Annotated in this window: 17 protein-coding genes; 11 read left to right on the top strand and 6 right to left on the bottom strand. The window is 41.2% G+C overall.

Annotated elements, in window-relative coordinates:
* Positions 1–127: 127 nt before the first annotated feature.
* From ABT310_RS02055 to pyrF, 9 genes are all read left to right on the top strand, one after another.
* Positions 128–2,314, top strand: coding sequence for a glutamine synthetase III (locus tag ABT310_RS02055; protein ID WP_375325110.1), 2,187 nt, complete (start codon positions 128–130; stop codon positions 2,312–2,314).
* An 80-nt stretch (positions 2,315–2,394) separates the two neighbouring features.
* Positions 2,395–3,573 (top strand): AIR synthase related protein, encoded by a 1,179-nt coding sequence (locus ABT310_RS02050; protein ID WP_375325109.1) that lies wholly within the window; start codon positions 2,395–2,397, stop codon positions 3,571–3,573.
* Between the two features lie 47 nt (positions 3,574–3,620).
* Positions 3,621–4,061: a ubiquinol-cytochrome c reductase iron-sulfur subunit gene (locus ABT310_RS02045; protein ID WP_375325108.1), complete on the top strand. Its 441-nt coding sequence runs from the start codon at positions 3,621–3,623 to the stop codon at positions 4,059–4,061.
* Positions 4,062–4,080: 19 nt separating this feature from the next.
* Entirely contained in the window at positions 4,081–4,518 is a 438-nt protein-coding gene (locus tag ABT310_RS02040; protein WP_375325107.1) for a thioredoxin family protein, read from the top strand.
* On the top strand, positions 4,515–5,513 hold the full coding sequence (locus tag ABT310_RS02035; RefSeq protein WP_375325106.1) for an FAD:protein FMN transferase: 999 nt from the start codon (positions 4,515–4,517) through the stop codon (positions 5,511–5,513). The genes ABT310_RS02040 and ABT310_RS02035 overlap by 4 nt, the downstream gene beginning before the upstream one ends.
* Before the next feature lie 9 nt (positions 5,514–5,522).
* Positions 5,523–5,732, top strand: coding sequence for a DUF4266 domain-containing protein (locus ABT310_RS02030; protein ID WP_375325105.1), 210 nt, complete (start codon positions 5,523–5,525; stop codon positions 5,730–5,732).
* Positions 5,733–5,751: 19 nt separating this feature from the next.
* Complete coding sequence (locus ABT310_RS02025) at positions 5,752–7,041, top strand: DUF3570 domain-containing protein (RefSeq protein ID WP_375325104.1); 1,290 nt, start codon at positions 5,752–5,754, stop codon at positions 7,039–7,041.
* A 67-nt stretch (positions 7,042–7,108) separates the two neighbouring features.
* Complete coding sequence (prfA, locus tag ABT310_RS02020; protein ID WP_375325103.1) at positions 7,109–8,185, top strand: peptide chain release factor 1; 1,077 nt, start codon at positions 7,109–7,111, stop codon at positions 8,183–8,185.
* 30 nt (positions 8,186–8,215) lie between these two features.
* A complete protein-coding gene (gene pyrF, locus ABT310_RS02015; RefSeq protein WP_375325102.1) occupies positions 8,216–9,034 on the top strand; it encodes an orotidine-5'-phosphate decarboxylase in 819 nt (272 codons plus the stop codon).
* Positions 9,035–9,039: 5 nt separating this feature from the next.
* Here pyrF and ABT310_RS02010 read toward each other — a convergent pair whose 3' ends face one another.
* Positions 9,040–9,234: a hypothetical protein gene (locus ABT310_RS02010; RefSeq protein ID WP_375325101.1), complete on the bottom strand. Its 195-nt coding sequence runs from the start codon at positions 9,232–9,234 to the stop codon at positions 9,040–9,042.
* Between the two features lie 198 nt (positions 9,235–9,432).
* On the opposite strand from ABT310_RS02010, the gene ABT310_RS02005 reads away from it, so the two are divergent.
* Entirely contained in the window at positions 9,433–9,957 is a 525-nt protein-coding gene (locus ABT310_RS02005) for a hypothetical protein (RefSeq protein ID WP_375325100.1), read from the top strand.
* Between the two features lie 177 nt (positions 9,958–10,134).
* Here ABT310_RS02005 and ABT310_RS02000 read toward each other — a convergent pair whose 3' ends face one another.
* The 5 genes from ABT310_RS02000 to ABT310_RS01980 form a co-directional block, all read right to left on the bottom strand.
* Positions 10,135–10,839: a DUF4197 domain-containing protein gene (locus ABT310_RS02000; protein ID WP_375325099.1), complete on the bottom strand. Its 705-nt coding sequence runs from the start codon at positions 10,837–10,839 to the stop codon at positions 10,135–10,137.
* Positions 10,840–10,964: 125 nt separating this feature from the next.
* Positions 10,965–12,815, bottom strand: coding sequence for a glycoside hydrolase family 13 protein (locus tag ABT310_RS01995; RefSeq protein ID WP_375325098.1), 1,851 nt, complete (start codon positions 12,813–12,815; stop codon positions 10,965–10,967).
* Between the two features lie 30 nt (positions 12,816–12,845).
* Positions 12,846–15,131, bottom strand: a complete 2,286-nt coding sequence (locus tag ABT310_RS01990; protein ID WP_375325097.1) for a glycoside hydrolase family 65 protein — start codon at positions 15,129–15,131, stop codon at positions 12,846–12,848.
* 92 nt (positions 15,132–15,223) lie between these two features.
* On the bottom strand, positions 15,224–16,576 hold the full coding sequence (locus tag ABT310_RS01985; RefSeq protein ID WP_375325096.1) for an MFS transporter: 1,353 nt from the start codon (positions 16,574–16,576) through the stop codon (positions 15,224–15,226).
* A 120-nt stretch (positions 16,577–16,696) separates the two neighbouring features.
* Positions 16,697–17,764 (bottom strand): LacI family DNA-binding transcriptional regulator, encoded by a 1,068-nt coding sequence (locus ABT310_RS01980; protein ID WP_375325095.1) that lies wholly within the window; start codon positions 17,762–17,764, stop codon positions 16,697–16,699.
* Between the two features lie 248 nt (positions 17,765–18,012).
* Between ABT310_RS01980 and ABT310_RS01975 the strand changes: the two genes are divergently transcribed.
* Positions 18,013–21,060 (top strand): SusC/RagA family TonB-linked outer membrane protein, encoded by a 3,048-nt coding sequence (locus ABT310_RS01975; RefSeq protein WP_375325094.1) that lies wholly within the window; start codon positions 18,013–18,015, stop codon positions 21,058–21,060.
* Positions 21,061–21,069: the final 9 nt, after the last annotated feature.

The raw sequence follows: 21,069 nt of genomic DNA, 5'->3' as shown, positions 1-21,069 counted from the left end.
TCACAAACTCACTCTTATTATTTATATTACCCCTGTTTTCGTTGGGGTTGAATGAAAAAAAAGTAATTTTTGCAGGTTATATTATTAAATTGTTAATTGTAGATTTGTTTTTTTAAACACAATGTAAATGCCAAAAAATAGATTTCAGGCTTTGGCAGAAAGTCGCAATAGAGATCACAAAAGTATCAACGAATCAGGTCGTAGGTCGGACCTCTTCGGGAAGCATGTATTTAACGAGGATAAAATGCTTCAATTTTTAACAAGTGAAGCCTATGATAAGGTTAAATCTGCCATTTTTCAGGGTACCAAAATCGACCGAAAAATAGCAGATCAGGTAGCCGAAGGAATGAAAGCATGGGCGCTGTCCATGGGAGCTACGCACTACACCCACTGGTTCCAACCCCTGACTGGGGCAACAGCCGAAAAGCACGATGCTTTCTTCGATATTCTGCCCAATGGCAAAGCGATGGAAAAATTTGGAGGAGGTCAATTGGTGCAACAAGAACCCGATGCTTCCAGCTTTCCCAGTGGTGGTATCCGAAACACTTTTGAAGCTCGTGGCTACACGGCATGGGACCCAACCTCACCAGCTTTTGTTTATAAGACCACGCTGTGTATCCCGACCATATTTGTGGCATACACAGGAGAAGCCTTGGATAATAAAGCACCTTTGCTAAGGGCACTGCATGCCGTAGATCAAGCAGCAACTTCGGTGGCGCAGTATTTCGATAAAAACGTACGTAAGGTACATGCTACCCTGGGTTGGGAACAAGAGTACTTTTTGGTAGATAAATCCTTGATAAATTCCCGGTTGGATATTTCAGTAACGGGAAGAACCTTGGTCGGAAGTTTTTCGGCCAAAGGACAACAATTGGACGATCACTATTTTGGGGTGATTCCTCCACGTGTTCTCGCTTTTATGAGCGAACTGGAAATGGAATGTACCCAATTGGGGATTCCGGTAAAAACCCGTCATAATGAAGTTGCTCCCAACCAATTTGAATTGGCACCGGTTTTTGAGGAAGCCAACCTTTCCGTAGATCACAATCTATTGTTGATGGATGTGATGGAGGAAATTGCCGACCGTCACAATTTTGCGGTGCTTTTTCATGAAAAACCGTTCGCCGGCATTAACGGTTCGGGGAAACACAACAATTGGTCGTTGGCCACGGATACTGGGGTAAACTTGCTCAGTCCGGGAACAACACCCATGAAAAACCTTCAGTTTTTGACCTTCTTTGTAAATACTATTAAAGCGGTGGATACGTATGAGGAACTGCTGCGTGCCTCCATTGCTTCAGCAAGTAATGATCATAGATTGGGTGCCAATGAGGCGCCACCACCTATTATTTCCATATTTATTGGTGAGCAGCTGAATGATGTGTTGGATGAATTGGAAGGAGTTTCCAAAGGAAAACTATCGCCAGAGGAAAAAACAGAATTGAAATTGAATGTGGTGGGTAAAATTCCTGAAATTTTACTCGACAATACCGATAGAAACCGAACTTCTCCCTTTGCATTTACAGGAAATAAGTTCGAAATGAGAGGGGTGGGGGCCAAGATGAACTGTGCCAAGCCAATGACCATGCTCAACACCATCATGGCCAAGCAACTCACCGATTTTAAAAAGGAGGTGGATATATTGATCGATAAGAAAAAGTTGAAGAAGGACGAAGCAGTCTTCAACGTGTTGCGTGAATATATCAAAACTTCCAAACGCATCCGATTTGAAGGAGACGGGTATGGCATAGAATGGCAGGAAGAGGCGAGAAGACGTAAGTTGAGTTTCAACAAAAACACACCGGAGGCGCTACAGGTAATTACATCCAAAGAAAGTATAGCACTTTTCAAGGAGATGGACGTGATGAGCGAAGTAGAGCTCAAAGCGCACCAAGAAGTGGAATTGGGCGCCTATATTTTCCATATTCAAATTGAGGGAAGAATTTTGGGAGAGATGGTGTACAACCACATTATCCCAGCAGCGATAAAATACCAAAACCTGTTGTTGGAGAACATTCAAGGTTTGAAGGATGTTTACGGGGCGGCCCACAAAAAAGTGGCCGAAAGCCAGTTGAATATTTTGGAACAAGTGGGTGAGCACATTGTCGAAATCAAAAAACTGACCGATGAAATGGCCGATGCCCGCAAGCGGGCCAATGGTATGCAATTGAGCAATAAAAAGGCCCAAGCCTATTGCAATAATGTTAAACCCTTTTTCGACAAGATCAGGGAACATTCCGATGCCTTGGAAAAGTTGATTGCTGACGAATTTTGGCCATTTACCAAATACAGGGAAATCCTTTTTTCAAAATAGAATTGGATTCCCTATTCTAAAACACGGAAAGCATATCGATAATTTGATGGCTTTCCGTTATTTTTGCGCAAACATTTCATATGTCGTCGGATACCAGTAAAAGATATGCCCAAAGAGGTGTTTCAGCTTCCAAAGAAGATGTGCACAATGCCATCAAGAATATAGACAAAGGACTTTTTCCAAAAGCGTTCTGTAAAATTGTGCCCGATTATTTAACGGGTAGCGAAGACCATTGTTTGGTAATGCATGCCGATGGAGCAGGTACAAAATCTTCCTTGGCGTATATGTATTGGAAAGAAACTGGCGATATTTCGGTGTGGAAGGGCATTGCGCAAGATGCTTTGATCATGAATGTGGACGACCTTATTTGTGTGGGAGCTACAGACAACATCATGCTTTCCTCTACCATAGGTCGAAATAAAAATTTGATTCCCGGTGAGGTGATTTCTGCCATCATCAACGGAACGGAAGAATTGATTTCCGATTTATCCGACCACGGTATAAGTATTCGTTCCACAGGGGGTGAAACTGCAGATGTTGGGGATTTGGTGCGAACCATTATTGTGGATTCCACGGTTACGGCCAGAATGGAACGCAAAAATGTGATTGACAATGCCAATATCAAAGCTGGTGATGTTATCGTTGGTTTGGCCTCTTTCGGTAAAGCCACTTATGAAACGGAATACAATGGAGGAATGGGGAGTAACGGATTGACCTCTGCCCGACACGATGTTTTTGGTAAATATCTAGCTGAAAAATACCCAGAAAGCTTTGATGCTTCCGTACCTGATGATTTGGTCTATTCTGGGGGCACAAAATTAACCGATTCCGTTCCAGGTTCACCTTTGGATGCCGGAAAATTGGTGTTATCACCAACCCGGACCTATGCGCCCATCATCAAAAAAATCCTCGAAAAATATACTTCGGTTAACATTCACGGCATGGTGCATTGCAGTGGAGGTGCCCAAACCAAAATCCTTCATTTTGTGGATGCCTTGCACATTATCAAAGACAATATGTTCTCCATTCCACCTTTGTTCAAATTAATTCAGGAGCAATCAGGTACCGATTGGAAGGAAATGTACCAAGTGTTCAACTGTGGACACCGCATGGAATTGTATGTAACTGAGGAGGTTGCAGAGGATATAATTTCTATTTCAAAAAGTTTTAATGTAGATGCTCAAATTGTTGGCCGCGTAGCGGCTTCAGCAACCAAAAAACTGACCATTACTAGCGAGTACGGTAAGTTTGAATATTAGCATACGATTTGTTCCAAAATAGCGTTTAATAATATAAACCCTACGCTATGGAAAGAAAGGAATTTTTAAGGAGCTTAGGCGCCGGTGCTGCTTTTGCCCTAACATTTCCCTGTTTGCAAGGATGTTCCAAAGATGATCCCGAAGGAAATTTAGTGGAACAACCTACCAGTGTTGACTTTACCGTTGACCTTACTTCGAATGAAGCTGCCAACCTTGCCAATAATGGCGGATTTATCCTGAAAAATTTAGTGGTGATTGCCAAAAACTTAGAAGGCAATTTTATCGCAGCCACCCAAGTTTGTAGTCATGAATCATATGATCAAGTACGATTTGTAAATCAAAGTGGCGGAATCTTCTTTTGTGGAGTTCATGGATCGCGATTCGCTCAAGATGGAACACCCTTGAACCAAGTTGATAATGCCGCAGCGAAGCCCATAAAGGTGTACAACACCGAACTCAACGGAAATATGTTGAGAATTTTTGAATAAGCATAGTTCCCTTAAAATAATGAAGCAGTTCCTCACTATAGTATGTGTTCTTTGTATTGGAATAATGCAAGGGCAAGAATCCCAAGGTACTTTTGCAGACGCCTTGGCTCAGGCTGAAGCCGAAAACAAACCTATTATCCTCATTTTTTCAGGTTCGGATTGGTGCGCTCCTTGCATCAAACTTAAAAAGCACATTTTCGACACCGAGGAATTTAAAAGCTATGCAGCGGACCATTATGTTATGTATGTTGCAGATTTCCCCAGAAAAAAAGCAAACCAACTTCCCGAAGAACAAATGGGTATCAACAAAACCTTGGCGGCTAAATACAATCAAAAAGGGTATTTCCCATTGGTTGTAGTATTGGATAAAAATGAAAAGGTTTTGGGAGAAACTGGGTTTGTGGCGCGAACCTCCCCTGAAAAATATATAAAAAAGCTTAACGCATTTATAAAATGAAATCTCAATTTGCCCTATTGTTCAGCTTGTTTTGTTCGCTATCCTTTGGGCAATCCAGAGAAGACTATGTCACTGTAAAACGTACCCTAAAACTGATGGGTACCCGATTTGAAATTACTGTAGTGGCCCAAACGGAAGAAATTGGATATATCAACATTGATTTGGCCGTTTCCGAAATTACACGAATAGAAAAGATTATTTCTTCATGGGATAAAGAGTCCGAAACTTCCCTAATTAATGCAAATGCAGGAATCAAACCCGTAAAAGTGAGTCCAGAGTTATTTCAACTGATTGAAAGGGCCATTAAAATCTCGGAAATCACGGACGGGGCATTCGATATTACCTATGCGTCCATGGATAATATCTGGAGATTTGATGGAAGTATGGATAAAATGCCCAGTGAGTCCGAAATAAAAAATTCAGTGTCTAAAATTGGGTTCCAGAAAATTATTTTGAATGGTGATGAGCAAACGGTGTATTTGCCAGAAACGGGCATGCGTATTGGTTTTGGTGCCATTGGAAAAGGCTATGCGGCCGATAGGGCCAAATCGCTGCTCATTTCGAAAGGTGTGCCGGGAGGTATCATCAATGCATCGGGTGATTTGACCACTTGGGGAACCAAGGCTACAGGTGAAAAATGGTTGGTGGGAATAGCCAACCCTTTGAGCAAGGATAAGGTGTTTAGTTGGCTGCCGGTTGTGGAATCTTCTGTAGCTACATCAGGCAATTATGAAAAGTATCTCATTTTAAATGATAAAAAGTACTCCCATATTATTGATCCCAGAACCGGTTATCCAACAACGGGAATTAGCAGTGTTTCCATTTTTGCCAATCAAGCAGAATTGTGCGATGCTTTGGCCACGGCCGTTTTTATTATGGGAAAGGATGTTGGTCTGCATATGATAAATCAAATTGATGGGGTAGAGGCTGTGATTGTGGATGAAAAAAACAAAATTCACAAGAGCAGTGGGATAATGCTCGATTCGAATCCGTAAATTTAAGATATGCGAAAACCTCTTTTTTTACTGCTGGTTTTAATGGCTTCAAGTTCATGTGTTGCCGTTCGGGAATACGATAAGGTGTACTTGAACGATGAGGAAATGCAATTGAGTGCGAGACCTTGTGAGCGTTTTGAAACCAATTTTCATTTGTACCGCGAGGGTTCATCTGGTGCCAATGGGGGTAAAACAGGAGGAGGTTGTGGATGCAATTAATACCCCGAACCATTTCAAAATGAATCAACCATCCAAAATAGTTGGCTTCTTCCTTATTTTCATCACTTTAGTGGTGGCTACTACTGGTCATGCTCAAGACAATTCCTATACAAAAAGGGTTTTAGAGACCAGCGAAGTGGATATGTTGTTCAGTTATTATTCCCAAGATGGGAATAATGCAGCGGTAACTGGTGGTGAAGGAACCGAAGAATTAACGGACATTACTTCAACCATAGTATTGCGAACCCCTCTGAATGCAAATGATATTTTGACGGTTGACGTGGGGTTGTCCGCATATACCTCGGCATCTTCCAGTAATGTGAATCCTTTGGATGGGGGGCCGTCGGTATCACCGTTTGATGCCTCAACTGGAGAATCCAGAAAGGATATGTTGGTGTATTTCAACCCAAAATACCAACACAGTTCCGAAGACAGAAATAAAATCTGGAGCGCCAATGCCTATGTGTCGTCAGAGTACGATTATTTTTCCATTGGAATTGGTGGTAGTTACACACGCTTGTTCAACGAAAGAAACACAGAGGTAACCCTGAGCGGCAATGTATTTTTGGACAAATGGAATGCCATTTATCCCATTGAATTACGAGAAGGTTTTTTTGATGACCGCATTTCGGGAAATGGGACCTATACTCCCATGTTTACTGAATTTGATGAAGAAACAAGAAACTCTTATTCCCTTTCCATGAGTTTTTCCCAGATTTTGGGCAGAAAATTGCAGGGAGCACTTTTTGTGGATGTAGTTTCGCAAAATGGCTTGTTGAGTACGCCATTTCAAAGAGTGTATTTTTCGGATACCGAAGATTTTTTTATTGATGATTTTCAGTTGGCGGATGACGTGGAGCAACTGCCCGATAGTCGGTTCAAGGTGCCTTTTGGTGGACGTTTGAATTACTACCTTAATGATTTGATGGCCTTGCGTACCTATTACAGGTTTTATTGGGATGATTGGGGCATTACGTCACATACCGCCAATATTGAAATGCCCGTAAGAGTAACGGACAAGTTTTTGGTCTATCCCACTTATCGCTATTATACCCAAACCGCTGCAGATTATTATTATGATAAAGGGCAGCTGCAATCCAACTACGAATTTTATACCTCGGACCACGATTTGTCCAAATTCATTGGGCACCAATATGGAATTGGAGTGCAGTACAAAGACATTTTTACTCAAGCTAAAGTGTTAAGTTTTGGGCTAAAGACCATCGACCTGCGCTTTAACCAATATGATAGAAGTGATGGCCTTAATGCTTTTATCGTTACCCTTGGAACTACTTTTGTGGGAAACTAACCCATTTTATTCCAAAGTAAATCCAACTAAAAAATCGTAAATTCGCATTCTTAAGGAGGATAGATTTATGCTAGATAAACTCAATATCGTAAAACAACGTTTTGATGAGGTTTCAGACCTTATTATTCAACCCGATGTAATCTCGGACCAAAAGCGATACATCCAGTTGAATAAGGAATACAAGGACCTTAAGGTGCTTGCCGATAAGCGTAATGAGTATATAGAATTGACCAATAATATTGCCGAGGCCGAAGAAATTATTGCAGATGGAAGTGATGCCGAAATGCTTGAAATGGCCAAAATGCAATTGGATGAAGCCAAAAGTGCCATGCCCAAATTGGAAGATGAAATCAAATTTTTGCTGATTCCAAAAGACCCCGAAGATGCCAAGGATGTGGTAATGGAAATCCGCGCTGGTACGGGTGGGGACGAAGCTAGTATTTTTGCTGGTGACCTTTTTCGAATGTATACCAAATATTGTGAATCTAAAGGCTGGAGAACCAATGTTATTGACTTAAGTGAGGGAACCAGTGGAGGTTACAAAGAAATCCATTTTGAGGTTTCTGGCGAAGATGTGTACGGAACCCTTAAGTTTGAAGCAGGGGTACACCGTGTACAAAGGGTACCTCAAACAGAAACCCAAGGTAGGGTGCATACCAGTGCCGCAACCGTTATGGTGATTCCGGAAGCCGAAGAATTTGATGTGCAGATAGATCCAAAAGATGTACGAATCGATTATTTCTGTTCCTCTGGACCGGGAGGTCAGTCGGTGAACACGACATATTCCGCGGTTCGTTTAACGCACGTTCCAACAGGACTGGTGGCGCAATGTCAGGATGAGAAATCACAGCACAAAAACAAGGACAAGGCCTTTAAGGTACTTCGTGCTCGTTTGTACGATATGGAATTGGCCAAAAAGCAAGCGGAAGATGCTGCCAAGCGAAATTCGCAGGTAAGCAGTGGTGACCGTTCCGCTAAAATTAGAACCTATAACTATCCTCAAGGAAGGGTGACCGACCATAGAATTGGTTTGACCCTTTACGATTTGCAAAACATCATGAATGGGGATATTCAAAAAATAATCGACGAACTTATGTTGGTGGAAAACACGGAAAAACTGAAAGAGGCTTCAGAAATTTTCTAAATAAGTTCGAGGCGTCGAGAACCATCAAAAATGAAGATAGAGCACTTAGTTTCCCAAATACGTCAAAAAAAATCGTTTCTCTGTGTGGGATTGGATACGGATTTGGAAAAGATTCCTACGCATTTATTGCAGGAAGAGGACCCCATATTTGCTTTCAATAAGGCCATTATCGATGCTACACATGAGTATTGTGTAGCTTACAAACCCAATATTGCATTTTACGAAGCCTATGGTTTGGATGGATGGAAGTCTTTGGAGCGAACCATGGTGTATTTGAATGAAAATTACCCTGAGATGTTCACCATTGCCGATGCCAAACGTGGGGATATTGGGAATACCTCTACGCGTTATGCAAAAGCATTTTTCGAAACCTTGAATTTTGATTCCATTACTATTGCACCGTATATGGGCAAGGATTCTGTGGAACCTTTTTTGAAATTTGAAGATAAGCACACCATTTTGTTGGCACTGACGTCTAACCAAGGCGCCTTCGATTTTCAGACCAAAAATGTGGAGGGGCATGAATTGTACAAAGAAGTGCTCACCGTTTCCAAAACCTATAAAGGTTCGGAACGATTGATGTACGTGGTGGGCGCTACAAAAGCTACCTATTTAAAGGATATCCGTGAAATTGTACCCGAAAGCTTTTTATTGGTTCCTGGAGTGGGCGCCCAGGGTGGCAGTCTTGAAGAAGTGTGCAAATATGGAATCACCAAAGATGTAGGTTTGTTGGTAAATTCTTCGCGAGGTATTTTGTATGCTTCAGCGCAGGAAGATTTTGCCGAAGCGGCTTCAAATAAGGCAAAAGAAATCCAGCAGCAAATGGCTGCGGAACTTGCAAAGTTGTAAAAATCTTACGCTAGGCTTTCAAGTGTTTTCTTAAAGCTTTCTGCTTTTCTATTGAAAAATTCACCCAATTTGGAATCCTTACCAGATACACTGGCAGCCTTTTCCAAAAAGTTGTTGTACATCACTTCCAAAACAACGGCCGGTTGACTAATATTTGTGATTGGAGTAACGGCACCTACTTTACAATATTGATTTTTCATAGCTCTCAAGATTTGTTATTACAAAGATACGTTCAAATCGCGATGATGGACTACGGCCTATTGGGGTATACGTCTATAAATCAGGTAATTTATCTAAAATTTAACGTATTGAATGCGTTTTCGTCATTTATAGCACATTTTTTTAAAAATAATTTAACTTGCCTTTAATAAGGTAGCAAGCTCCCTAAGGTAAATATCATGAGAAAACTAATATGGATTTTATGGCTGATGGGTTGTCTTAATATTTCCGCACAGAATGCGAGTTGCAATTGTTGTTCGGATAATCATAAGGCATTTGATTTTTGGGTTGGTGAATGGGATGTGGTCAACACCAATACCGGAGCTCCGTCAGGAAAAAGTATTATTAAAAAAGATGAAGGCGGGTGTATTATTCGCGAAAATTGGACCAGTATTGCCACAGCAGGGTATACCGGAACCAGTCTGAATTTTTATAATACCCAAACCCAAAAATGGGAACAGCTTTGGGTAGATAACACCGGGGCCGTTTTAAAACTGAAGGGAAATCGCGAAGGTGACCAAATGATTTTGACTTCAGACCCTTTTGAAAAGGATGGTAAAAAATTCAGAAATCGAATTAGCTGGACCAAGAATAAAGATGGAACGGTTCGGCAACTTTGGGAAGTGTTGCAAGAGGGAAAAGAAACTATAATAGCTTTTGATGGATTATATCGAAGAGCAGAAATAAAAAAAGCCGGTAACTAACCGGCTTTTAACTAACTAACTCAAAAAAATGCTAACTCAGATAACTTATACAAAATTCAAGTTTAAAGACCTGATATAGGTTAATTAAACTTTAGGAATTTGTTATAATTACTCTAATTTATTGATTTTATAACGCATTAACACTAAAGTTATTGCATTTTTTTGAAAAAATTATGATTAATCTTGCAGAGCAAACACTTTTTTTAACAAATCTGTTGATCGAGACGAAACTTTTGTCCTAATTTCTTTCTCTTCTACCGCTATCATGGTGTAGACTCCTTTCAAGGCTTCATTGGTGGTATAATCGGTTAAATCTGGGTTTACATTATTGGTCAAAGGCAAACTATTGTACTTGGTAATAATGCTGTTCCAAATTTGGTCAGCACCCACTTTTTGGAATGAATTTTTAATAATTGGATTGAATTTATTGTATAACTGAGTTTGGGTAGATCGCTCCAAATATTGAGTCGCGGCATTGTCTTCACCCAACAAAATCTGTTTGGCATCATTAAAAGTGATGCCTTTTACGGCATCAACAAAAATCGGAGTTGCTTCGCCCACTGCATCTTCAGCAGCACGGTTAATGATTTTTAAACCTTCGTCTGCCAAGCTGGACAGTCCAACATCGCGCAGCGTCTTGTCAACCTTTTGTAGTTCTTCAGGAAGGAGAATTTTTACCAACTCATTCTTGTAAAATCCATTTTCGGTGGTGAGTTTGTTCACTTGTTTTTCAATACCAAGGTTTAAGGCTTCACGTAGTCCTTGGGCAATTTGGTCGTTTCCAATTCCTGAAGGGCCTTGCGGTAATTGGTTTACAACTTGTTGTAGTTCCGTACATCCCACAATTTGGAATGCCAAAATGCATAGCAATAATCTTTTCATGGTTAAATCGTATTTGGGTATAATCGAAGGGCAAACTACATAAATTATGCCCAACTTCTCAAAAGATTTAGGTGAAACCCAAATTTTTAGTTCGTCAATCTTAGTTTCTGAATTGAAATCAATGGCTATCTCAGTTCAAAAACCCAACCCGTTTTAGCGGTAATTTTCAAAGGTTGGTCTAAAGAGTATTCTTTCCCGTTAATGATGTTCATCCCTTTGCTATGATTTTTAATTCCCTCTGAAAAACGGCCTAAATCAATGCTTTGGTCCTTAGTGGAATTGTTCAACACAATCATTACTGTTTCGTCGGGCAGATACCTGAAATAAACATAAACATTATCTTGGGGTGCGAAGTGCAAGGTTTTTCCTTGGTGTATTGCCTTACTGCCTTTTCGCCAGTTCAATAATTTTTTGGAGAAATCGAAATACGCATTCTGAAGATCGGTTCGTCCAGATGAAACAAAGGCATTTTGTGCATCACCTTCCCACCCTCCAGGAAAATCCCGTCGAATATCACCATCACCTTTGCCTTTGTCTCCTAGCATTCCGATTTCATCGCCATAATATATTTGAGGTATGCCACGCAGGGTCATGATTAAAGTAAGAGCCAACTTGTATTTTTCAACATCACCATCAAATTCTTGGTTGATTCGGTTCACATCGTGATTCCCCATCTTGATCAAAACATTATTGATATTCGGATACAGAAAATCCTTGGTCAAGTGGTCGTACACCTTGAAAACTCCATCTCCCCAATTTTGCTCATCCTGTTTAAATACATGTGGTAAAATATCGTGCAACGGAAAATCCATTACACTGGGCAAATTGGAATTAAATCCTTGAATGGCTCCAATTTTACTGTCTTTTTGCCAGTAGGCAATATGGGCAGTTTCATGCATGAAAATTTCCCCAACAATGTTAAGGTTGGGGTACTCGGCCATCACCCGTGTTACCCATTCTGTAATGCCCTCTTTATCGTTGTAAGGATAGGTGTCCACACGCATTCCATCCAAATCACCGCTTTCAATCCACCAAATGGCATTCTGAACTAAATAATCGATGACCATGGGATTGCTCTCATTCATATCGGGCATGGTGTAATCAAACCAGCCGTCCATATTACCTTTTGCGTCCACTTTGGAGGCGTAGGGGTCGAATTGACTGGTCTGTATGTAGTTGCTTCTTTGAAACCCATTTTCACCACCTTCCCAATAATGTACCCAGTTTTGGTCTGGTGGGTCTTGAATCAACCAATGGCTCAATCCCCAATGGTTGGGCACAAAATCCATGATATGTTTCATGTCACGCTGATGCAGCTCGGCCGATAATTTTGAAAAATCTTCATTGGAACCATATCGAGGATCTATTTGATACAAGTCACTGCTAGCATATCCGTGATAGGAATACACTTTCTCGTTATCTAAAGTTAGTGGTGTGCTCCAAAGTGTAGTGGCCCCCAATTCGTGAATGTAGTCCAAGTGGTCGATTACCCCTTGAATATCTCCCCCGTGACGACCACCTTGATGTTCGCGGTTTGCTTTTTCAATAGTGTTGGATGTTGAATCGTTGGATGGGTCTCCATTGGCAAATCGGTCGGGCATGATCAAATAGATCACATCGGAAGAATCGAATCCTTTGCGCTGGGCCGAACCTTCTTTTCTTTTTTTGAATTCATAATCCAATTTACTAACCGTTTTATTTCCTTTTTTAAAGGTTAGTTGCGCAACGCCGGGTAAAATATCTTTGGTATCCACGGTAATGAAAAGATAATTGGGGTTGGCTACCTTCACCACTTTTTTAACGGTGATGTCGTTGGAGAATTCAGGTTCCAGTTGGTTGATCTTGTCCCCATACACCAAAAGTTCCAAATCGGTGTTATTCATTTCCGTCCACCAATAAGGCGGTTCCACACGTTCAACTTGGGCAAAGGAAATACTACAAATAACAGTAAATAAAAAGGTTATAATGTTTTTCATGAGTAATCAGTATGATTTTACATGTTGGCGTTAGGAAAGTTCCATAGGGTTATCATTAACGAGTATCTTCATTGGAGATCCTTCATCAATGCTGAACGTTGGCCCTTCTTGTGAGACGGTTACCTTTACAATTCGGTTTCTGAAATTAATTTTGAAGGAATAGCTTTCCCATTGCTCCGGAATTTGCGGTCGGAAACTTAATTGGTTGTCCACAACGCGCATACCTCCGAAGCCTTCCACAATACTCATCCAAGTTCCTGCCATTGAGGTAATGTGCAATCCTTCTTCCACCTCTTTGTTGTAATCGTCCAAATCCAAACGAGAGGTACGTAAATAGAAGGTGTATGCTTGCTCCATACGCCCCAATTTTGCTGCTTGAACGGAATGCACGCATGGGGATAGTGAAGATTCATGAACGGTGAACGACTCGTAGAAATCGAAATGTTTTTCAAGCTCTGCTTGGCTAAAATGGTCTTCAAAAAAGTAGAACCCTTGCAAGGTATCTGCCTGCTTGATGTAAGGCGAACGTAAAATCCTATCCCAGCTCCAATGTTGGTTAATAGGGCGTTCCTTTTTGTCCAAATCGGCTACACGAACCAAATCCTTGTCCAAAAATCCGTCTTGTTGCAAATAAATGCCCAATTCTTTGGAGTAGGGGAAATACATGTGAGCAGCCACTTTTTTCCAAAGCCCGGTCTCGTCATTGGTCAATTTGGTTTTGTCCATCACCCTTTTGTAATCGGCAGGGTAGTGCTGTTGAACAAAAGCCAATTGCTCCAAGGCATATTCCAAACACCATTTGGCCAAATAGTTGGTGTACCAGTTGTTGTTGATATTGTTTTCGTATTCATTGGGTCCTGTTACGCCCAACATTACATATTTATTGCGGTTGGTGGACCAGTTGACGCGCTGTTGCCAAAAACGTGCGATGCCTATCAGCACTTCCAAGCCCATTTCTGGAATATAGGTGTAGTCTTGGGTGAATCGCGTATAATTAAATATGGCAAAAGCAATGGCACCATTTCTATGGATTTCTTCAAAGGTGATTTCCCATTCGTTATGGCACTCTTCTCCATTCATGGTCACCATCGGATACAAGGCAGCTCCATTGGTGAAGCCCAATTTTTGGGCATTTTCTATGGCTTTATCCAAATGGTTGTATCGATATTTTAAAAGTTTTCGGGCCACTTCTTGGTTTTTTGTAGCCATGTAGAAAGGAATGCAATAGGCTTCCGTATCCCAATAAGTGCTCCCCCCATATTTTTCACCGGTAAAACCTTTAGGTCCAATATTCAAACGTGAATCGGTGCCTGTATAGGTTTGGTTCAATTGAAAAATGTTAAAGCGAATTCCTTGTTGGGCTTTCACGTCACCTTCGATGGTAATGTCGCTCATTTCCCAAACTTGTGCCCAAGCTTTCTTTTGTTCCGCTAAAAGGGCATCAAACCCTAAAGCAGAAACTTCATTCAGTATAGTATTGGCCGCTTCGGTGAGCTTGTTTTCGTCATGGTTTCGGTCAACCGTATATCCACCAAACTTTATTAAGCTTACTTTTTCACCTTTGGTGACTTTTTGTGAAAACCTAAAACTGATAGAAAGTTCTTCTTCGAAAACAGCATCAGGAGTTGCTTTTTTGGTTTCGCCATAAATCAATTGTGCCTGCATAAAGGTGCACACCTTAAAATGGGTTTTCATGGTGTGCGATTCTATAAATGCTCTGTTTTTATCGGATGAAATTTCAGTGGTGTTCCAAAATTTATCGTCCCAATTGCTGTCTTCGTTGGTGATTCCTGCATCTAAATAAGGGCTGAATTCAATTTCCGCATCCACATTCAGTGGAGTGATTTCAAATTTTATGGCTCCGACTTCATCATGGGACAGACTTAAAAATCGAGTTGAAACCACTTCAATTTCGATATTGTTCTGAGTGGTGGCCACAAAACTTCTTTGGTACCACCCTTCTTTCATATTGAGTTCCCTTTTAAAGTTTTTAATATTGGAGCAGGTTGCCAAATCAAGTGCTTCTCCATTGATGGTCACATCGATGCCAATCCAATTGGGTGCGTTCAGTACTTTGGCGAAATATTCTGGGTATCCATTTTTCCACCATCCCACTCGTGTTTTGTCGGGATAGTAAACGCCTGCGATATAACTACCTTGAAAGGTGGCTCCTGAGTAGGATTCTTCAAAATTGGCACGTTGGCCCATGGCTCCGTTTCCAATGCTAAATAGACTTTCGGAGGATTTAACACGATCCTTATCGAAACCTTCTTCGATAATGCACCAGGGATTCGGTTGTATGTAGTCTTGATTCATTTTAGGAATGATTGATGTGTTACTTGTTCTTCAGTGTGTGTTTATTGTTTTGTTTTTGTGTGGTTTACCAGCTTTGAAAGTATGAATTTCAATTAAATTGTAGCGGGTTCATCATCAATATCTTGTACTCGAGACACCAATAGCGCAGCAATGATGAATGCCACGCCACTTGTCATTAAGGCGTAAATAGGTTTTCCGCCATATAGGTATTGCACCATGGGTCCACCGATAAAGGCGTTTACGATTTGGGGAATCACAATAAAAAAGTTGAAAATTCCCATATAAACTCCCATTTTTCGAGCTGGAATGGCACCCGCCAAAATTGCATAGGGCATGGCCAAAATACTGGCCCATGCGATACCGATTCCAATCATGGAAAGAATCAACCAATTTTCATCGGGCATGATGTAAATGGACAGAAATCCGAAAGCTCCGATAATCAAGGAAATGGTATGGGTCTTTTTTCGTCCCACTTTTTTAGCAATGGTTGGCAGAAAAAATGCAAAAACAGCAGAAACTCCATTGTAAACTCCAAAAAGGATGCCTACCCAGTCACCGGCATCTTGATAGGCTGCACTTTGACTGTTGTTGGGGTCCAATCCATAAATATGTTCCGCAATAGCGGGGGTGGTAAATACCCAAAGCCCAAAAAGTCCGAACCAAGAAAAGAACTGTACCCAGCTCAATTGGCGCATGGTCAATGGCATCTTCGCAAAATCAGTAAAGATGTCCAACAGCCCACCAGTTGATTTTTCGGCTTCTGAATTTTCTTCAGCGGCGTTCAATTGTGCCATTTCCTCTGGGGAATACTCCTTAGTGGTGAAAACGGTCACAGCAACACTGATAATCAATACCAATGCTCCAATAATAAAAGAAAGTAAAAGGTTTAATGGCACTTCACCTGCGGCGGCAACATTGCTAATGCCTACCCAATTGGTTAAGGCATAGGGTAACCAAGAACCGATTACGGCACCAATTCCGATAAGCACGGTTTGCACACTGTAGCCTAGGGTGCGTTGGTCAGATGGTAACATATCCGCAATCAAAGCCCTAAAGGGCTCCATGGCAATATTGAAAGACGCATCCATAACCATGAGCATACCAGCTCCCACCCAGAGTGAGGGCATAATGGCAATAAACATATCCGCATTGGGCATTAAAACAAGTCCTAAGGAAGCCAGGAGAGCACCCGTTAAGAAAAAGGGACGTCTACGACCTAATCGTGTCCAAGTTTTATCGCTGTAATGACCAACAATGGGTTGAATGATAAGTCCGGTGAGCGGTGCAACAATCCAGAACCAAGAAAGTTCGTGCACATCGGCACCGAAACTTTGAAGTATTCTACTGGCATTGGCATTTTGGAGGGCAAAGCCCATTTGAATTCCCAGAAATCCAAAACTGAGGTTCCAGATTTCCCAGAAACTTAATCTACGCTTTTGAAACATTGTGATTGGTGTTTGGTTCACAATCGGAACAGTTTTAACCGTTCCATAATTTACTTGGGAGGTAAAATATAAGCGTTGATAGGGACAAAGATAGTTGTTTTTAAAATATCTCTCCCAAATTTATTTTTTGTGGACCACATGATTTAGTGTGGAATCCCGAATTATGAGCTCCGTTTTTACCACTTGGGTGGTATATGGAGTTTCCTCACCATTATCCATTTGTTCTAAACGATTGATAAGGGTTTGTGCGGCAATTTCACCCATCTGGAACCCATGTTGGCTTACCGTGGTTAAGTGTGGACGAGCATATTTGGATAAAATTCCATCGGAAAAACCTATTACCGAAAGTGCCTCGGGAACATCCAATCCACGAAGACGGGCCACATTTAAGGCGGTAACCGCATAGATTTCGTTGACCCCGAAAATACCATCAATATCAGGATGCATTTCAAAAACCTTGTTGATGCGTTCTTCCAAAATGCGTTGGTCTTCATCCGAATCTCCCAATTCACCAATACGTACAACCAAATCTTCATTGAACCCAATATGGTTGGCAGCCAAAGCATCTTTATAGCCTTCGGTGCGCAATCGTCCAATATTTAAATAATCCTTTGTAGTGAGCAACAGGATTTTCTTTCTTCCCTCGTCAATCAGTTTTTGAATGGCCATTCGACCAGCTTCACGATCATCTATGATGATTTTATCACTCGGAATCTCGTCAACTGCCCTGTCAAACATAACAATTGGAATACTTTGGTTGATGGTCTCCTGTAAATGGGTGTAGTCTGCTTTCTGCAAGGTTTCTTTGGAAAGCGAGATGATAAACCCGTCGATACTGCCATCAATCAGCATTTCCATGTTGATGATTTCCTTGTTGTAAGATTCATTGGTAACCCCGATAATCACGTTGTATTCTTTGGAATTTGCCACTTCTTCAATTCCAGAAATGACTTTTGCAAAGTAATGGTGCACAATCTCTGGAATAATAACGCCAATGGTCTTTGTTCGTCTGTTTTTAAGGCTCAGGGCAACACTGTTTGGACGGTAATTGTAGAACTTGGCAAAAGCCTGTACTTTTTCACGGTTCTCCTTACTGATATCCTTATTGTCCTTAAGAGCCTTTGAAACGGTTGAAATGGAAAGCCCCAACTCCGAGGCAATCTTTTTGAGCGTCATTTTAGGTTTCATCCTGCATTTTCTTTAATCGGATGCACCAAAAAATGCAATCCTTCCCCAAATATACTCTGATTAGAAGAGGTATAGCAATTATTTATCAACCTGAAAACGTTGTAAGTGACCAAATATGATAATTGTCAAAAAAATGGGGGTCTGAATTACATATTTTCGCTTTTGGGAAGTAAAATATAGCATAATCGTAAAATTAACTTTTAACAAACTTCAATATGAGAATTAAACGGATGTACCTATTATGGTGCATGTTTCTAGTTCCTCTGGTTCAGTTCGCTCAAATAACTGTGCAAGGGGTAGTTACTGATACCGCTACTCAGGATCCTTTACCGGGAGTGAGTGTCATTATAAAAGGGACCACTCAAGGAACAGCAACCGATTTTGATGGAAATTACATTTTGGAAGCCAATATGGGGGATACTTTGGTGTTTTCCTACATTGGATTTCAACCTAAGGAGGTCATTGTTTCGGGCAGTACACTCAATGTAACCCTTGATGAAGATACCACCGCATTGGATGAAGTTGTGGTCATTGGTTACGGTACCACCACAGTAGAAGATGCTACGGGTTCTGTTTCTTCGGTTACCACTGAGGACTTTAACAAGGGAGCGATTGTATCCACCGACCAATTGCTTACGGGTAAAACGGCCGGTGTTCGAATTACAAACAGTGGTGGTCAGCCCGATTCTGCACCGAATATTCGTATTCGTGGTGGGTCATCGTTGACAGCAAACAACAATCCATTGATTGTGATTGATGGGATTCCGGTAGACAATACCAATCCAGCAGGTGTGAGCAACCCACTTACCTTGATCAATCCTAACGATGTGGAAAGCTTTTCCATTTTGAAAGATGCTTCGGCAACCGCCATTTATGGATCTCGGGCCTCTAATGGGGTTATCATCATTACCACCAAAAAAGGTTTGACGGGCGAATTCAAATTCAACTTTGCTTCCAATACCACGGTAAGTACAGTAGGGAAGAAGATTGATATGATGAATGCAAGTACCTTCACTAGGTTCATTCAAGAATTTCATCCAGATTTTACTAACTATTTGGGTGTTGATGACCCTAGCTCTGATTTGGAAGATGATTTGGGTACTCCAGAAATTGAAGGTAGAATTCTATCTGATACCGATTGGCAAGATGCCATTTACCGCACTGCTATTTCTTTCGATCATAACTTTAGTGCGCGCGGTAGTATTTTTAACACAGTACCAATTCGTTTGTCCTTAGGATATACCCAATCTCAAGGTTTGGTAAAGACCAGTGACTACGAGCGTGTAACCAGCTCCTTAAAAGTTACTCCACGATTTTTGGATGACCACTTAAAAATTGATTTCAATGCGAAGGGGATCATGTCCAAAAAGAATGCAATCGACGAAGGCGGTGCCTTGGGTGGAGCTGTGAACATGGACCCTACCAAACCAATTTATGATAACTCACCAGATAATCGTTTTGGTGGTTATTACCAAAATACGGTTGATGACGGCGGATTTTTGAGTTTGGATGGTCAGTGGAATCCTGTTGCCATTTTGATGCAACGTTACCGTCCAGAGCGTGTGAGCAAAATTTTGGCCAATATGGAAGTGGATTATAAAATGCACTTTTTGCCAGAATTAAGAGCTGTAGCCAATGTGGGTATCGAAGCTTCCAAAGCTAAGGTAAAGGAAGTGTATACCGACAATTCATTAGCTACCTACCGACAAGATGATACTGCGTTAGATCCAGACCCAAACTACCGATTTAACCCTGGTGTAAATTACAGGGAAAATCAAGATATCATCAACCAAACACTTGAAGGGTATTTGGCCTATGAAAAGGATTTGGACGGTGCCATTACCAATTTCGATGTGCAAGCAGGTTACTCTTACCAAAACTTTAGAAACGACGGTAATAAAGAAGAGTATAATTACGATACCGCAACAGGGGAGCGTTTTTTGGTAAATGATCCACAAAACCCTACCAACAGATACTTTAACGAGTTGAATCTTCAATCCTATTTCGGTAGAGGTAACATCAATTTATACAATAAATATTTGCTGACGCTATCCTTTAGGGCTGATGCTTCTTCACTTTTTTCAAAAGAAAACAGATGGGGGTATTTTCCGGCTGCCGCTTTTGCATGGAAAGTGTATGAAGAAGGCTTTATGGAGAACGTAAACTTTGTAAACAACCTGAAGATGAGACTGGGTTGGGGTAGAACAGGTCAGCAAGATATTACCGGGGCTGTTGGTTTTTATCCGTCAATTCCATTGTTTCAGGCAGGTTCTGTGACCAGTCAATATTTGGCAGGTTATGCACTTTACTCTGCTACACCGTACAACTCAGATTTAACGTGGGAAAAAGCGGAGACCTTCAATGCAGGTCTTGATTTTGGTTTTTTCCCTAACAATGTATTGAGTGGTTCCTTCGATGTGTTCTATCGTACCACTACCGATTTGTTGGCCACCGTACCCGTTGCTCCAGGTCAGGCATTGACTTCTTCTTTTGTGAAGAATGTTGGTGAAACCGAAAGCAAAGGTTTTGAGTTGAACTTAAACGTAAGAGCCCTACAAACCAGTAAAATGGCATTGGAATTCTACGGAAACACCTCATACAATAGAGCAGAAGTTACCGATTTGGAAGATGTTTCCCGAATCACAGCAAGTGAATCGGGTATTCCAACAGGAACAGGGGTGAACTTGGCGTACCATGCCGTAGGATATCAGCCATATTCAGCTTGGGTGTTCCGTCAATTGTATGATGAGGCAGGAAATCCAATCCACGGTGCATTTGCAGATTTCAACGGCGATGGAACTGTAGATAACGACGATAGATACTACAGAGCTTTACGTCCTAACTGGACATTCGGTTTTGGATTTAACTTCAACTATGGCAAGTTCGATTTGAGCTCTAGTTTCAGAGGACAGTTTGGTGGTCAAGTGTACAACTCTAGAAGATTGACTTCTGGATGGGTGGAAAGTGCCATTCCGAACAACTCTAACAGTTTGTCCAATGTACTCGACTTTTACAATGGAGCAGCGGACTTCAACTTTGTTGATGTTCGTGGAAATGTGCCTTTCTCGGATTACTTCTTGGAAGATGCTACTTTCCTTAGATGTGAGAACATTGTACTTGGCTATCGTTTAGATAATGCACTGCCCAATGTCTCCATGCGTTTTTATGGCGCTTTGAACAACCCATTTATCATCACCAAGTATAGTGGGCAGGATCCAGAGAATTTTAATGCAATAGACAATAATTTCTATCCAAGACCCCGCTCTTTAACTTTTGGGGTAAATGTGGATTTTTAAGATATCTGA

This window comes from Flagellimonas cixiensis (assembly GCF_042134615.1).
Classification (GTDB): Bacteria; Bacteroidota; Bacteroidia; order Flavobacteriales; family Flavobacteriaceae; genus Flagellimonas; species Flagellimonas cixiensis.
Note: the sequence above shows the minus strand (reverse complement) of the source record. Positions and strands in the feature narration are given on the sequence as shown.